Origin of the sequence: Streptomyces sp. NPDC047072 (assembly GCF_040643855.1) — a bacterium.
GTDB lineage: Bacteria > Actinomycetota > Actinomycetes > Streptomycetales > Streptomycetaceae > Streptomyces.
Genome location: NZ_JBEYVC010000068.1, coordinates 16,327 through 31,513 on the forward strand (window position 1 = coordinate 16,327; position 15,187 = coordinate 31,513).

Below are 15,187 nucleotides of genomic sequence, written 5' to 3' on the forward strand. Positions count from 1 at the left end.
CCCTGGAGCCCCTCAGCCGACCGCCCAAGCCCCTAGGAGACAGACAGTGAACGACTTCCCCGGCAGCGGCCTCTACGCCCGCACCGAGGCCGAGTACACCGGCCCGCGGGCCGAGTCCCGGTACGTGATCCCCCGCTTCGTCGAGCGCACCTCGCAGGGCATCCGCGAGTACGACCCGTACGCGAAGCTCTTCGAGGAGCGCGTGATCTTCCTCGGCGTGCAGATCGACGACGCCTCCGCCAACGACGTCATGGCGCAGCTGCTGTGCCTGGAGTCGATGGACCCCGACCGGGACATCTCGGTCTACATCAACAGCCCCGGCGGCTCCTTCACGGCGCTGACGGCCATCTACGACACGATGCAGTTCGTGAAGCCCGACATCCAGACGGTCTGCATGGGCCAGGCGGCCTCCGCCGCCGCGATCCTGCTGGCCGCCGGTACGCCGGGCAAGCGCATGGCGCTGCCGAACGCGCGCGTGCTGATCCACCAGCCCTACAGCGAGACCGGCCGCGGCCAGGTCTCCGACCTGGAGATCGCCGCCAACGAGATCCTCCGGATGCGCTCGCAGCTGGAGGAGATGCTGGCCAAGCACTCCACCACACCGATCGAGAAGATCCGCGAGGACATCGAGCGCGACAAGATCCTCACGGCCGAGGACGCGCTCGCGTACGGCCTGGTCGACCAGATCATCTCCACCCGGAAGATGAACAACGCCGCCGTCCGCTAGGCGGACCCCGTAGGATATGCCGCCCCTTGGCACCGTGCACGTCAAAGTGAACCCTGCCAAGGGGGGCCCGAACGGGGGGCCCGGCAAGGTACCGTCGGACATAAGGCAGCACCAGGAGCCGCTGGACGTAGGCGTCTCCCAGGCGAAGGGGAAGCACACCGTGGCACGCATCGGTGACGGCGGCGATCTGCTCAAGTGCTCGTTCTGCGGCAAGAGCCAGAAGCAGGTCAAGAAGCTCATCGCAGGGCCTGGTGTGTACATCTGCGACGAGTGCATCGATCTCTGCAACGAGATCATCGAGGAAGAGCTCGCCGAGACCAGCGAGGTGCGCTGGGAGGAGCTCCCCAAACCCCGCGAGATCTTCGAGTTCCTCGAGGGCTACGTGGTGGGCCAGGACGCGGCCAAGAAGGCCCTGTCCGTCGCGGTCTACAACCACTACAAGCGCGTCCAGGCGGGCGAGAACTCCACCGGCAGCGGCCGTGACGACGCGATCGAGCTCGCCAAGTCCAACATCCTCCTGCTGGGCCCCACCGGCTCCGGCAAGACGCTGCTGGCCCAGACCCTGGCCCGCATGCTGAACGTCCCGTTCGCCATCGCCGACGCCACCGCGCTCACCGAGGCGGGCTACGTCGGCGAGGACGTCGAGAACATCCTCCTGAAGCTGATCCAGGCGGCCGACTACGACGTCAAGAAGGCCGAGACCGGGATCATCTACATCGACGAGATCGACAAGGTCGCCCGGAAGAGCGAAAACCCGTCGATCACCCGGGACGTGAGCGGCGAGGGCGTCCAGCAGGCCCTGCTGAAGATCCTGGAGGGCACCACCGCCTCCGTGCCGCCGCAGGGCGGCCGCAAGCACCCGCACCAGGAGTTCATCCAGATCGACACGACGAACGTCCTGTTCATCGTGGGCGGTGCCTTCGCGGGCCTGGAGAAGATCATCGAGTCCCGGGCGGGCGCCAAGGGCATCGGCTTCGGCGCCACGATCCGCTCCAAGCGCGAGCTGGAGTCCAAGGACCAGTTCGAGGAGGTCATGCCCGAGGACCTCGTCAAGTTCGGCATGATCCCCGAGTTCATCGGCCGCCTCCCCGTCATCACCAGCGTCCACAACCTGGACCGCGAGGCCCTCCTCCAGATCCTGGTCGAGCCGCGCAACGCCCTGGTGAAGCAGTACCAGCGCCTCTTCGAACTCGACGGCGTGGAGCTGGACTTCGAGCGCGAGGCCCTTGAGGCCATCGCCGACCAGGCGATCCTCCGCCAGACCGGCGCGCGCGGCCTGCGCGCCATCATGGAAGAGGTCCTCCAGGGCGTCATGTACGAGATCCCGTCCCGCAAGGACGTCGCCCGGGTCGTCATCACGGCGGACGTCGTCCACTCCAACGTCAACCCGACGCTCATCCCGAGGGACGCCCGCGGGCGCGGCCCGGGCGAGCAGAAGACGGCGTAACGCGCGAGGACTTGCGAAGGGGCCCCGGTCAACCGACCGGGGCCCCTTCGGTGTCGAGTGCGCCGCGTCAGGCCTTGACGCGAACTTCCTTGCGCAGCTTGGCCGTCATGTCGGCCGCGTTCGACAGGTCCGCCTTCTTGCCGGCCATCGCGTCCGCCATGTCGATCGGGATGACGACACCCAGCGTGCTGTGGTCGCCCCAGATGCACACCGGCATGCTGATCGAACTCGGGCCGGAACCAGAGGAGTCGGAGATCTTCGTCTCCTGGCACTTGAGGACCGCGCCGTCCAGACCGGCCGGGGTGTACGCCTTCGGGGAGCCGACGGCCTCGCCGTCGCTGTCGTCGGCGGCGCTCTTCTTCATCTCGGCGAACATCGCGTCGACGACCTTCTCCGGGTCGTCGATGTCGCCGTAGACACCCATGAAGTTGACCATCTTCATGTTCAGGTAGCTGGAGACGTCACCCGACTGGTAAGTGGCGCTCACGTCCTGGGCGTTCTTCACGCCGTGCTTCTCGGCGTCCTTGACGTCGTCCTCGCTGAAGCCGCCGCTGCTGTCGGAGGCGGCGGCCTTCTTGTAGTCGGTGAGGACCGTGGCCGGGGTCGCCAGCTTGTGCGCGCCGTCGTCGGGGACGCTGGAGGAGCTGCCGCCGCCCCCGCCGATCACCAGGTACGCGCCGACCGCGATGGCGGCCACGACCGCGACCGCGCCGAGGATGATGCCGATCTTCTTGCCGTTGCCGCCGCCGGGGGCGGGCGGCTGCGGGACGCCGTAGGGGTCCTGGCCGTAGGGCGGCTGCTGACCGTACGGGGCCTGCTGGCCGTACCCGGGCTGCGGGGGCTGCTGCGGCTGGCCGTAGGGACCCGGCTGGCCGTACGGAGGGGTCTGCGGGGGGACACCCTGCGGGGCCTGCTGCGGGGCGCCCTGCTGCGGGTAGCCGTACCCGGGCTGCGGCTGCTGCGGAGGCTGCGGCGGCGGGGTCTGCTGGGGGTAGCCGTAGCCGGGCTGGGGGGCCTGCGGCGGCTGGCCGTAAGGACCCGGCTGGCCGTACGGCCCGGGCTGCTGGGGCTGCCCGCCGTACGGGCCCGGCTGGTTGTTGCTCATCTCTGGGTTCCCCTCCAGATGTTTATGTGGTCCTGACATCCTGGCCCAGCCGCCGCGGGCGCACCGCATCGGGGCCCCACCGTTACAGAACAAACGAGTTTCGGGGCACCGCCGCGGCACCCCTAAACTGACCCCGTGACCGAGAACGCTCAGCAGCAGCCCACAGCGCCCCACACCGAACTGCCGACCCAGTACGCGCCGGCCGATGTAGAGGGGACGCTGTACGAGCGCTGGGTAGAGCGTGGTTACTTCGCCGCCGACGCGAAGAGCGACAAGCCCGCGTACACCATCGTCATCCCGCCGCCCAACGTCACCGGCTCCCTCCACCTGGGCCACGCCTTCCAGCACACGCTCATGGACGCCCTCACGCGCCGCAAGCGCATGCAGGGCTATGAGTCGCTGTGGCTGCCCGGCATGGACCACGCCGGCATCGCCACCCAGAACAAGGTCGAGCAGCAGCTCGCCGAGGAGGGCAAGTCCCGACACGACCTGGGGCGCGAGGAGTTCGTCTCGCGCGTCTGGCAGTGGAAGGAGGAGTACGGCGGCCGGATCCTCGGCCAGATGCGCCGGCTCGGCGACGGCGTCGACTGGGACCGCGAGCGGTTCACCATGGACGAGGGCCTCTCCAAGGCCGTCCTCACCATCTTCAAGCGGCTCTACGAAGACGAGTTGATCTACCGCGCTGAGCGGATCATCAACTGGTGCCCGCGGTGTCTGACGGCCATCTCGGACATCGAGGTGGAGTACCAGGAGGACGCGGGCGAACTCGTCTCCATCCGTTACGGCGAGGGCGAGGACAGCATCGTCGTCGCGACCACGCGCGCGGAGACGATGCTCGGCGACACCGCCGTCGCCGTCCACCCGGACGACGAGCGGTACAAGCACCTCATCGGCAGGCAGATCAAGCTCCCGCTGACCGACCGCACCATCCCGGTCGTCGCCGACACCCATGTCGACCCGGAGTTCGGTACGGGCGCGGTCAAGGTGACCCCGGCGCACGACCCGAACGACTTCGAGATCGGCCGCCGCCACGACCTGCCGTCCCTGACGATCATGGACGAGCACGGCGTCATCACCGTCCACGGCCCCTTCCTCGGCCTGGACCGCTTCGAGGCCCGCTCGGCCGTCGTCGGCGCGCTCAAGGAGCAGGGCCGGATCGTCGCCGAGAAGCGCCCCTACATGCACTCCGTCGGCCACTGCTCGCGCTGCAAGACCACCGTCGAGCCGCGGCTGTCGATGCAGTGGTGGGTCAAGGTCGGCCCGCTCGCCAAGGCCGCCGGTGACGCGGTCCGCGACGGCCGCGTGAAGATCCACCCCGAGGACATGTCGAAGCGCTACTTCGACTGGGTCGACAACATGCACGACTGGTGCATCTCGCGTCAGCTGTGGTGGGGCCACCGCATCCCGATCTGGTACGGCCCCGAGGGCGAGGTCGTCTGTGTCGGCCCGGACGACGAGCCGCCCACGGGCGAGGGCTGGACCCAGGACTCCGACGTCCTGGACACCTGGTTCTCCTCCGGCCTGTGGCCGTTCTCCACGCTCGGCTGGCCCGAACAGACCGAGGACCTGCGGAAGTTCTACCCGACCGACGTCCTGCTGACCGGCCACGACATCATCTTCTTCTGGGTCGCCCGGATGATGATGTTCGGCCTCTACGCCATGGACGGGGTCGCTCCCTTCCACACCATCGCCCTGACCGGCCTGGTCCGCGACGAGTTCGGCAAGAAGATGTCGAAGTCGAACCCCAACGCGGTCGACCCGCTGGTCTGGATGGACGCCTACGGCTCCGACGCCGTCCGCTTCACCCTCGCCAACGGCGCCAACCCGGGCGCGGACGTGCCGATCGGCGAGGACTGGGTCAAGGCGTCCCGGAACTTCACCAACAAGATCTGGAACGCCACCCGCTTCGCGCTGATGAACGGTGCCACGATCGAGGGCCCGCTGCCGGACGCCTCCGAGATGTCCGCCGCGGACCGCTGGATCCTCTCGCGCCTCAACACCACGGTCGCGCAGGTCGACGCCTACTACGACGACTACCAGTTCGCGAAGCTGGCCGACGCGCTCTACCACTTCGCGTGGGACGAGGTCTTCGACTGGTACGTCGAGCTGTCGAAGACGACGTTCTTCGCGGGCGGCGAGCAGGCGAGGGTCTCCGGCCGGGTCCTGGGCGAGGTCCTGGACGTGATGCTGCGCCTCCTCCACCCGGTCATCCCGTTCGTCACGGACGCCCTGTGGACCACGCTCACGGGCGGCGAGTCCCTCGTGATCGCCGACTGGCCCGCGGACTCCGGTTTCCGCGACGAGGCCGCGGAGAAGGAGATCGAGCTGGTCCAGCGGGTCATCACGGAGGTCCGCCGCTTCCGCAAGGACCAGGGCCTCAAGGACGGCCAGAAGGTCCCGGCCCGCCTGACCCTCGACGGCACGGCCCTGGCCCCCCACGAGCCCGCCATCCGCCAGCTCCTGCGCCTCCAGCCCGAGGGCGACACCTTCGCGGCCACGGCCACCCTCCCGGTCGCCGGCGCCACGGTCGCCCTCGACCTCTCCGGCACGATCGACGTCGCGGCGGAGCGGAAGAGGTTGGCCAAGGACCTCGCCGCGGCGGAGAAGGAGAAGTCCCAGGCGACGGCGAAGCTCGGCAACGAGGCGTTCCTGGCGAAGGCCCCGGACAACGTCGTGGACAAGATCCGAGGCCGCCTGGCCAAGGCGGACGAGGACATCGCACGGATCCAGACCCAGCTGGACAGGCTTCCGGAGGCCTGACCCACCCAGGGGCGCGGGGAACTGCGCGACCAGCCACAATGTTCCCCGCGCCCGCCAAACAGGACCAGCCACCCCTCTCCTCACGCGCAGCCCTAAACTGACCGTGTGAGTGACAGCGACCCCTTCGACGAGATCATCGCGAACGAAACCGACCGCGACCCCGATCTCGCGGTCATCGAGGCCGGCAGCCGAACCCTCCGCACCCAAGGAGGCCCGCCCAGCACCGATGTCCCCGCACGCCCCGAAGACCCCGAGGTCGACAAAGCTCTCCGTACGGTCGAAGCGGCGCTGGCCACCCGCTGGGGCGAGACCAAGCTGGAGCCGTCGGTCACCCGCATCGCCGCGCTCATGGACGTCCTGGGCGAGCCGCAGCGGTCGTACCCCTCGATCCACATCACGGGCACCAACGGCAAGACCTCCACCGCCCGCATGATCGAGACCCTCCTCGGCGCCTTCGAACTGCGCACGGGCCGCTACACCAGCCCCCACGTCCAGTCCGTCACCGAACGCATCAGCCTGGACGGCGCCCCGATCTCCGCCGAGCGGTTCATCGAGACGTACGACGACATCAAGGCGTACGTCGAGATGGTCGACGCCCAGCAGGAGTACCGGCTCTCCTTCTTCGAGGTGCTGACCGGCATGGCGTACGCGGCCTTCGCGGACGCCCCCGTGGACGTGGCCGTCGTAGAGGTCGGCATGGGCGGTTCCTGGGACGCGACGAACGTCATCGACGGCGATGTCGCGGTCGTGACCCCCATCGACCTGGACCACACCGACCGGCTCGGCGGGACGCCGGGGGAGATCGCGGTCGAGAAGGCCGGGATCATCAAGCAGGACGCGACCGTGATCCTGGCCCAGCAGCCGGTGGACGCGGCGCAGGTGCTGCTGAAGAAGGCCGTCGAGGTGGACGCCACGGTCGCGCGCGAGGGCCTGGAGTTCGGGGTCGTGGCCCGCCAGGTCGCCGTCGGCGGCCAGCTGGTGACCCTGCGCGGGCTCGGCGGCGAGTACGAAGAGGTGTACCTCCCGCTGCACGGCCCCTACCAGGCGCACAACGCCGCGGTGGCGCTGGCCGCCGTGGAGGCGTTCTTCGGGGTCGGCGCCCAGCGCCCGGAGCGCCTCGACATCGACACCGTCCGCAAGGCCTTCGCCGCGGTCTCCTCCCCGGGCCGGCTGGAGGTCGTACGGCGGTCCCCGACCGTCGTCCTGGACGCCGCCCACAACCCGGCGGGTGCCCGTGCCACCGCCGAGGCGGTCGGTGAGGCCTTCGACTTCAGCCGGCTGATCGGGGTGGTCGGCGCGAGCGGCGACAAGAACGTGCGGGGGCTCCTGGAGGCCTTCGAGCCGATCTTCGCCGAGGTCGTGATCACCCAGAACTCCAGCCACCGCGCGATGGACGCCGACGAACTCGCCGCGATCGCCGTCGAGGTGTTCGGCGAGGACCGGGTGCAGGTCGAGCCGCGGCTGCCGGACGCGCTGGAGGCGGCGATCACGCTCGCCGAGGAGGAGGGCGAGTTCGCGGGCGGCGGTGTGCTGGTCACCGGGTCGGTCATCACGGTCGGCGAGGCCCGACTGCTGCTGGGAAGGGGCTGACGGGCAGCCATGCGTACGCTCTGTGCTTCGACCCTCATCGGCGAGCTCTTCGTCATCGGCTTCGCCGGGCTGGTCGCGATGAAGGACCCCGACCTGTCCATGTCGACCGTGTGGACGGTGAGCGGGATCGCCATGTTCCTGTGCCTGGTGCTGTGCGGCATGGTGACCCGGCCCGGGGGGATCGCCCTGGGCTGGGCGCTGCAGGTCGCGCTGATCGCCTCCGGGTTCGTCCTGCCGACCATGTTCTTCCTGGGGGCGGTGTTCGCGGCCCTGTGGTGGGCGTCCGTGCACTACGGGCGGAAGATCGACGAGGCGAAGGCGAGATTCGCCGCGCAGGCGGACTCCACTACACCTGACGCTGTGTAACAGTCGAGCGGACACGCCCTGTAACCTCGTCCCACCGCACACCAGCAGGAAAAAGGAGCCCTTCGTGAGCCAGCGCACCCTCGTCCTCCTCAAGCCCGACGCCGTCCGTCGCGGCCTGACCGGCGAGATCATCAGCCGTATCGAGCGGAAGGCCGGCTGGCGGATCACCGCGCTGGAGCTGCGCGGGCTGGACCAGGAGACGCTGGAGCAGCACTACGGCGAGCACAAGGGCAAGCCGTTCTACGAGCCGCTGGTGGAGTTCATGTCCTCCGGCCCGGTCGTCGCGCTGATCGTCGAGGGGGAGCGGGTCATCGAGGGCGTACGCCAGCTGGCGGGCCCGACCGATCCCGTTGCCGCCGCGCCCGGCTCCATCCGCGGCGACTTCGGTGTCATCGTGCGCGAGAACCTCATCCACGCGAGCGACTCCGTCGAGTCGGCGGAGCGTGAGGTGAAGGTGTTCTTCCCGGACCGCGCCTAGGCCGTAGGGAGTTTTCGTGGACGTTTCTGACGAGACGTCAGCCTCCTCTCGTGCCTGACCTGGGACGGCCGGTCCTTTTCGGCCGTCCCCCGGCATATGCGCGCCGATCGGGGGAACGAGTGGCCCTTATGGACCGTCTCCACAAGCGGGGCGGCTTTACATCTGCTGACAATGGCGAAGACCCTCGCGCAGTGTTCGTGCAGGCGCGTCTACGATGGAAGCCTTCACGTCACAGCACCCACTTCGCCGACCTGAAAAGCCCTCAAAAGCTCGCGGGAAGGCCAGACGAATCCTGATGGGGAACTCAATGTCGTTCATCGGCCGTGACATGGCTGTCGACCTCGGGACCGCCAACACGCTGGTGTACGTCAGGGGTCGCGGGATCGTACTCAACGAGCCGTCCGTCGTCGCGATCAACACGAACACCGGTGGAATTCTGGCAGTCGGTGCCGAGGCCAAGAAGATGATCGGGCGGACCCCCGGCAACATCGTTGCCGTGCGCCCGCTGAAGGACGGCGTGATCGCCGACTTCGAGATCACCGAGCGGATGCTCCGCTACTTCATCCTGAAGATCCACAAGCGGCGGTATCTCGCGAGGCCGCGCGTCGTCGTGTGTGTCCCCTCGGGCATCACCGGCGTCGAGCGCCGCGCCGTCATCGAGGCGTCGTCCCAGGCCGGCGCCCGTCAGGTGCACATCATCGAGGAGCCCATGGCGGCCGCCATCGGCTCCGGCCTGCCGGTCCACGAGGCCACGGGCAACATGGTGGTGGACATCGGCGGCGGCACCACGGAGGTCGCGGTCATCTCCCTCGGCGGCATCGTCACCGCCCAGTCCATCCGCGTGGCCGGCGACGAACTGGACAACGCGATCATCCAGCACATCAAGAAGGAGTACTCCCTCCTGCTGGGTGAGCGGACGGCCGAGCAGATCAAGATCACGATCGGTTCGGCGTACGACCTCGACGCTGACGAACACACCGAAATCCGCGGCCGGGACCTGGTCTCCGGCCTGCCCAAGACCGTCGTCATCTCGGCCGCCGAAGTCCGCAAGGCGATCGAGGAACCCGTCAACGCGATCGTCGACGCCGTCAAGACGACCCTCGACAAGTGCCCGCCGGAGCTCTCCGGCGACATCATGGACCGCGGAATCGTTCTGACCGGTGGTGGCGCCCTGCTCCGCGGCCTGGACGAGCGGCTGCGCCGGGAGACCGGCATGCCGATCCACATCGCCGAGGACCCGCTGGACAGCGTGGCGCTCGGCTCCGGCAAGTGCGTCGAGGAGTTCGAGGCACTCCAGCAGGTGCTGGACGCCCAGCCGCGCAGATGACGTAACACTTCGATTCCGCCGTACGAGACGATCTCCTCTCGTGCGGCGGATCGTTGATATAGAGGCATAAGCTCCCGCAAACCGAACTTCCCAACGTTCGAACTTCGATGAGAAGGGCACGGCCGCCGCACGTGAGGGACACACGAGAGAGCCGGCTGCTCCTGGTGCTGCTGGTCGCCGTAGCGTTCGCGCTGATCACGGTCGACATCCGCGGCGGGGAGGACTCACCGGTCGACGGTGCCCGCCAGGCGGCGGCCGCGGTGTTCGGCCCGGTCGAGGACGGCGTGTCGTCCGCGGTCGACCCGGTCGGCAACGCCGTCTCCGCGATCCGCGACTCCGGCGACCGGCACGACCGGCTCGCCGCGCTGGAGAAGGAGAACGCCGCCCTGGAGGCGAAGCTCGGCAGCGACGACCGCAACCGCTCCCGCCTCGCCCAGCTCGACAAGATGCTGAAGATCGCCGGCGAGGGCCAGTACGGCATCAAGGGCGCCGAGGTCATCGCCATAGGAGCGGCCCAGGGCTTCTCCTGGACCATCACCATCGACGTCGGCGCGAGCGACGGCATCAAGCGCGACATGACCGTCCTCAACGGTGACGGACTCGTCGGCCGGGTCACCACCGTCGGCCCGGACACCGCCACCGTGCTGCTCGCCAACGACCCCGACTTCACCGTCGGCACCCGTATGGAGGCCAGCGACGAGCTCGGCTTCGCCTCCGGCCAGGGCGACCGGCCGCTGCGCGTCGAACTCCTCAACGGCAAGGCGGAGGTGAAGAAGGGCGACCGGCTCGTCACCTTCGGCTCCCAGGCCGACCGGCCCTTCGTCCCCGGCGTCCCGGTCGGCGTGGTCTCCCGCGTCGACCCCTCCGGCGGCGACCTCACCCGCACCCTCTACGTGACGCCGTACGTCAGCTTCACCAAGCTCGACATCGTCGGCGTCGTCGTCGAGGCCCCGAAGAAGGACCCGCGCGACACCGTGCTGCCCGCCAAGCCGAAGCCGACGCCCACCCCGACCGTGACGGTCACCGTGACCCCGTCCGCGAACGCGCCGGTCGACGGCGAGATCCAGCAAGAGCAGTAGGAGCTGTAGCCCATGCGCGTCAACCGGATCCTGCTGTCCACCTCCCTGGTCGTCGTCGCCCTGGTGGTCCAGGTGAGCATCCTCGCCCGCCTCCATCTCCCGGGCGCCGTCCCCGACCTGCTGCTCCTGACCGTCCTCGGCCTCGCCCTCGTCTACGGCCATGTCGGCGGCGCCCTCGTCGGCTTCGGCGCCGGTCTCCTCGCCGACCTCGCCCCGCCCGCCGACCACGCCGCCGGGCGGTACGCCCTGGTGCTGTGCGTGATCGGCTACCTCGCCGGGCTCGCCAAACCGGAGAACGGCAGACTCAAGTCGGCCACCGGCCCGATGGTCGTCGTGGTCGCCGCCGCCGTCGGCACCACCCTGCTGTACGCCGGTGTCGGCGCCCTCGTCGGCGACACCGCCGCCCGCCATGTCGGCCTGCCCAGCCTGCTGTTCACGGCCGCCCTGTACGACCTGCTGCTCGCCCCGTTCGTCGTCCCCGGCATCATGGCGCTCGCCCGCCGCGCCGAGAACGACCCGCTCGCCGAGACCGGCTCCGCCGCCAAGTCGGCCGACATCTCCTCCGGATGGCTCTCCTCCGGCACGGGACTGAAGATCGGCGGCCAGCGCGGCGGCCTCGGCACCCTCAAGAACAAGGCGCGGACCCGGACGGCCCGGGTCGGGCGCATCAAGGGAGTCAAGCGGCTGTGACGGCCGGGCAGTTCAGGGCTGCGGAGTTCACTCGAACGGGTTCGCGGGGGCGGAACGCGCCTTCACAGGTCGGCCGTTCATCATTCGTACGCGCACACACGTCAGCGCACTGAGAGGGGGCGGCAGCCGCAGTGACCAACATCCCCGAGACCGGGCGGACCCCACGGGTCCAGATCCGGCTCGTAGTGATCCAGATCCTCGTCCTGTCCCTCCTCGGCACCCTCGGCGGCCGCCTCTGGTACCTCCAGATCCGCGAGGGCGACGCATACGCCAAGGAGGCCTCCGGCAACCACGTCCAGCAGGTCGTCGAGCCCGCCGTACGCGGCTCGATCCTGGACGCCCGCGGCGTGCCCATCGCGGACAACGAGACGCGGCTCGTGGTCTCCGCCTCCCGCACCGACCTGCTGAAGATGAAGGACGACGGCAAGGCCGTCCTGACCAAACTGGCCGGCGTCCTCGGCATGACGCCCCAGGAGGTCATGGAGAAGGTCCGGCTGTGCGACGCGAAGACGCCCCAGCCCTGTTGGAACGGCTCGCCGTACCAGCCGATCCCCATCACCGACGAGGCCACCGTCAAGCAGGCCCTCCAGATCCGTGAGCGCGCCGAGGACTTCCCCGGCATCACCGCCGAGCCCGAGGCCGTCCGCCGCTACGCCTCCCCGGGCAAGGCCAACACCGCCCAGGTCCTCGGCTACCTCTCGCCCGTCACCGACGACGAGATCACCAAGGCCCAGAACACCAGCTCGCCCTATCTGCGCTCCGACCAGGTCGGCCGCTCCGGCCTGGAGCGGGAGTACGACAAGGAGCTGCGCGGCAAGGCCGGCGTCACCCGCTACGAGGTGGACAACCTCGGCCGCGTCATCGGCGAGGCCGAGGCGGACCCGGCCCAGCCCGGCGACAACCTCGTCACCAGCATCGACTCCCGCGTCCAGCGCGTCGCGGAGTACGAACTGAACGACGCGATGAAGGAGGCCCGCAAGACCTACGACGACATCACCGGCGAGAACTACAAGGCCGACTCCGGGGCCGTCGTCGTCATGGAGGCCAAGACCGGCCGCGTCGTCGCGATGGCCTCCAACCCGAGCTACGACCCCAACGCCTGGGTCGGCGGCATCTCGGCCAAGGACTACGCCAAGCTCACCGGCAAGAAGTCCAACTACCCGCTGCTCAACCGGGCCATCCAGAGCCAGACCGCGCCCGCCTCCACCTTCAAGGTGATCTCCACGGCCGCCGCCGTGAAGGCCGGCTACGACTTCGACGGCCGCTACGAATGCTCCAGCTCGTACTCCGTCGGCGGCCGGGTCTTCCAGAACTTCGAGTCGCAGAGCTACGGCCCCATCTCGCTCGGCCGGGCCCTCGAGGTCTCCTGCGACACCGTCTTCTACCGCCTGGCCAACGACCAGTGGAACAAGGACGGCGGTATCAACCCGAAGAAGGGCGAGCCCAAGGACTACTTCTTCAAGACCGCCCACGAGTTCGGCCTCGGCAAGACCACCGGCATCGACCTGCCCAACGAGGCGACCGGCCGCGTCCCCGACCGCCAGTGGAAGCAGAACTACTGGGAGGCCAACAAGGCCGCCTGGTGCAAGAGCGGCAAGAAGGACGGCGACTACGTCCAGCAGATCGCGTACGAGAACTGCCTCGAAGGCAACAAGATGCGCGTCGGCGACGAGATCAACTTCTCCATCGGCCAGGGCGACACCATGGTCACCCCGATCCAGATGGCCACGATCTACGGAGCGATCGCCAACGGCGGCACGCTCTACGACCCCACCGTCGGCAAGGCCGTCGTCAGCGCCGACGGCAAGACCGTCCAGGAGATCGAGCCCAAGTCCCACGGCAGACTTCCGGTGGACAAGGCCACGCTGAAGAAGATGGACGCGGCCCTCGCGGGCGTCGCCACCCGCGGTACCGCCGCCTGGCGCTTCGCCCAGGTCGGCTGGCCGCAGGACAAGATCCCGATGCACGCCAAGACCGGTACCGGCGAGGTCTACGGCAAGCAGACGACGTCCTGGTTCGCCACGTACACCAAGGACTACGTCATCGTCATGACGATCTCCCAGGGTGGTACGGGCTCCGGCGCCTCGGGCCCCGCCGTCCGCAACATCTACGACGCGCTCTACGGCGTCTCCGACGACGGCACCATCAACAAGAAGAACGCCCTGCTGCCGACCCCCGAGAAGAGCCTGCCGAAGATCCAGACCGACGGGTCCATCAAGTCCCCGAAGGTCGCCAAGGACCCGGCCAAGGACCAGCGGGCGAGCCAGGAGGGCGCGCCCGAGCCGGACGAGACACAGCAGGCGGCGACGGTGAACACACCGACGACCGGCAACCGTGACACCCGCAGGCGCCGCCGCAAGCGGGGAAACCGGAGGATGCTCACATGACCGGGGCGAACAGCTTCCAGGTCTCCGGGTACGGCCCGCAGCGCGCGGGCTGGACCCGGCTGCTGGCCCGAGACTCGCTCGCCCGCCGGCTGGACTGGCCGATACTGTTCTCGGCCATCGCCCTGTCCCTGATCGGCTCGGTCCTGGTCTTCTCGGCGACCCGCAACCGCACCGAGATCAACCAGGGCGACCAGTACTACTTCCTGATCCGGCACCTCATGAACACCGGCATCGGGTTCGCCCTGATGATCGGCACCGTCTGGCTCGGCCACCGCACCCTGCGCACCGCGGTGCCGATCCTCTACGGCGCCTCGGTCTTCATGATCCTGCTGGTCCTCACCCCGCTGGGCTCGACGGTCAACGGCGCCCACTCCTGGATCGTGCTCGGCGGCGGCTTCTCGCTCCAGCCCTCGGAGTTCGTGAAGATCACGATCATCCTGGGCATGGCAATGCTGCTCGCGGCCCGGGTGGACGCGGGCGACAAGCCCTACCCCGACCACCGCACCGTGCTCCAGGCCCTGGGCCTGGCCGCCGTACCGATGCTGATCGTGATGCTCATGCCCGACCTGGGGTCGGTCATGGTGATGGTCATCATCGTGCTCGGGGTGCTGCTCGCCTCCGGTGCCTCCAACCGCTGGGTGTTCGGCCTGCTCGGCGCGGGCACGCTCGGCGCGGTCGCGGTGTGGCAGCTCGGGATCCTCGACGAGTACCAGATCGCCCGCTTCGCCGCCTTCGCCAACCCCAGCCTCGACCCGGCCGGCGTCGGCTACAACACCAACCAGGCGCGGATCGCGATCGGTTCGGGCGGACTGACCGGCGCGGGCCTCTTCCACGGCTCGCAGACCACCGGCCAGTTCGTCCCCGAGCAGCAGACGGACTTCGTCTTCACCGTCGCCGGTGAGGAGCTGGGCTTCGTCGGCGCGGGCCTGATCATCGTCCTGCTCGGCATCGTGCTGTGGCGCGCCTGCCGGATCGCCCGCGAGACGACCGAGCTGTACGGCACGATCGTGGCCGCCGGGATCGTCGCCTGGTTCGCCTTCCAGTCCTTCGAGAACATCGGCATGACCCTCGGGATCATGCCGGTCACCGGTCTGCCGCTGCCGTTCGTCTCGTACGGCGGAACGTCGATGTTCGCGGTGTGGGTGGCGGTGGGGCTCCTCCAGTCGATCCGGGTGCAACGTCCGATGTCGGCGTAGGGGTGTGCGGGGTGTGCCCTCTGCCGTAACAGGCT

General features: G+C 69.0%; 12 protein-coding genes. 11 read left to right on the forward strand and 1 reads right to left on the reverse strand.

Translation table 11 applies throughout. The features are described 5' to 3' along the window. The first annotated feature begins 46 nt into the window (after positions 1-46). Together ABZ896_RS26595 and clpX are read left to right on the forward strand one after the other, a co-directional pair. Complete coding sequence (locus ABZ896_RS26595; RefSeq protein WP_046586779.1) at positions 47-727, forward strand: ATP-dependent Clp protease proteolytic subunit; 681 nt, start codon at positions 47-49, stop codon at positions 725-727. 160 nt (positions 728-887) lie between these two features. Next, on the forward strand, positions 888-2,174 hold the full coding sequence (clpX, locus tag ABZ896_RS26600) for an ATP-dependent Clp protease ATP-binding subunit ClpX (RefSeq protein WP_360934055.1): 1,287 nt from the start codon (positions 888-890) through the stop codon (positions 2,172-2,174). Between the two features lie 67 nt (positions 2,175-2,241). Here clpX and ABZ896_RS26605 read toward each other — a convergent pair whose 3' ends face one another. Continuing rightward, on the reverse strand, positions 2,242-3,279 hold the full coding sequence (locus ABZ896_RS26605) for a hypothetical protein (protein ID WP_360934058.1): 1,038 nt from the start codon (positions 3,277-3,279) through the stop codon (positions 2,242-2,244). Between the two features lie 135 nt (positions 3,280-3,414). On the opposite strand from ABZ896_RS26605, the gene ABZ896_RS26610 reads away from it, so the two are divergent. From ABZ896_RS26610 to rodA, 9 genes are all read left to right on the forward strand, one after another. Further along, complete coding sequence (locus ABZ896_RS26610; RefSeq protein ID WP_360934061.1) at positions 3,415-6,039, forward strand: valine--tRNA ligase; 2,625 nt, start codon at positions 3,415-3,417, stop codon at positions 6,037-6,039. Positions 6,040-6,144: 105 nt separating this feature from the next. Continuing rightward, the gene (locus ABZ896_RS26615; RefSeq protein WP_360934064.1) at positions 6,145-7,629 is read left to right on the forward strand and encodes a folylpolyglutamate synthase/dihydrofolate synthase family protein; all 1,485 of its coding nucleotides are present in this window, start codon (positions 6,145-6,147) and stop codon (positions 7,627-7,629) included. A gap of 9 nt (positions 7,630-7,638) precedes the next feature. Beyond that, on the forward strand, positions 7,639-7,995 hold the full coding sequence (locus ABZ896_RS26620) for a DUF4233 domain-containing protein (RefSeq protein WP_360934066.1): 357 nt from the start codon (positions 7,639-7,641) through the stop codon (positions 7,993-7,995). Between the two features lie 64 nt (positions 7,996-8,059). After that, positions 8,060-8,473, forward strand: a complete 414-nt coding sequence (gene ndk / locus ABZ896_RS26625) for a nucleoside-diphosphate kinase (RefSeq protein WP_360934069.1) — start codon at positions 8,060-8,062, stop codon at positions 8,471-8,473. A gap of 307 nt (positions 8,474-8,780) precedes the next feature. After that, positions 8,781-9,800, forward strand: coding sequence for a rod shape-determining protein (locus tag ABZ896_RS26630; RefSeq protein ID WP_004931372.1), 1,020 nt, complete (start codon positions 8,781-8,783; stop codon positions 9,798-9,800). 131 nt (positions 9,801-9,931) lie between these two features. Beyond that, on the forward strand, positions 9,932-10,879 hold the full coding sequence (gene mreC, locus ABZ896_RS26635) for a rod shape-determining protein MreC (protein WP_360934072.1): 948 nt from the start codon (positions 9,932-9,934) through the stop codon (positions 10,877-10,879). 12 nt (positions 10,880-10,891) lie between these two features. Then, positions 10,892-11,569, forward strand: coding sequence for a rod shape-determining protein MreD (mreD, locus tag ABZ896_RS26640; protein ID WP_360934074.1), 678 nt, complete (start codon positions 10,892-10,894; stop codon positions 11,567-11,569). Positions 11,570-11,700: 131 nt separating this feature from the next. After that, entirely contained in the window at positions 11,701-13,956 is a 2,256-nt protein-coding gene (gene mrdA / locus ABZ896_RS26645) for a penicillin-binding protein 2 (RefSeq protein WP_360934077.1), read from the forward strand. Beyond that, entirely contained in the window at positions 13,953-15,152 is a 1,200-nt protein-coding gene (rodA, locus tag ABZ896_RS26650; protein WP_360934080.1) for a rod shape-determining protein RodA, read from the forward strand. Before mrdA ends, rodA begins: the two co-directional genes overlap by 4 nt. The last annotated feature ends 35 nt before the right edge of the window (positions 15,153-15,187 follow it).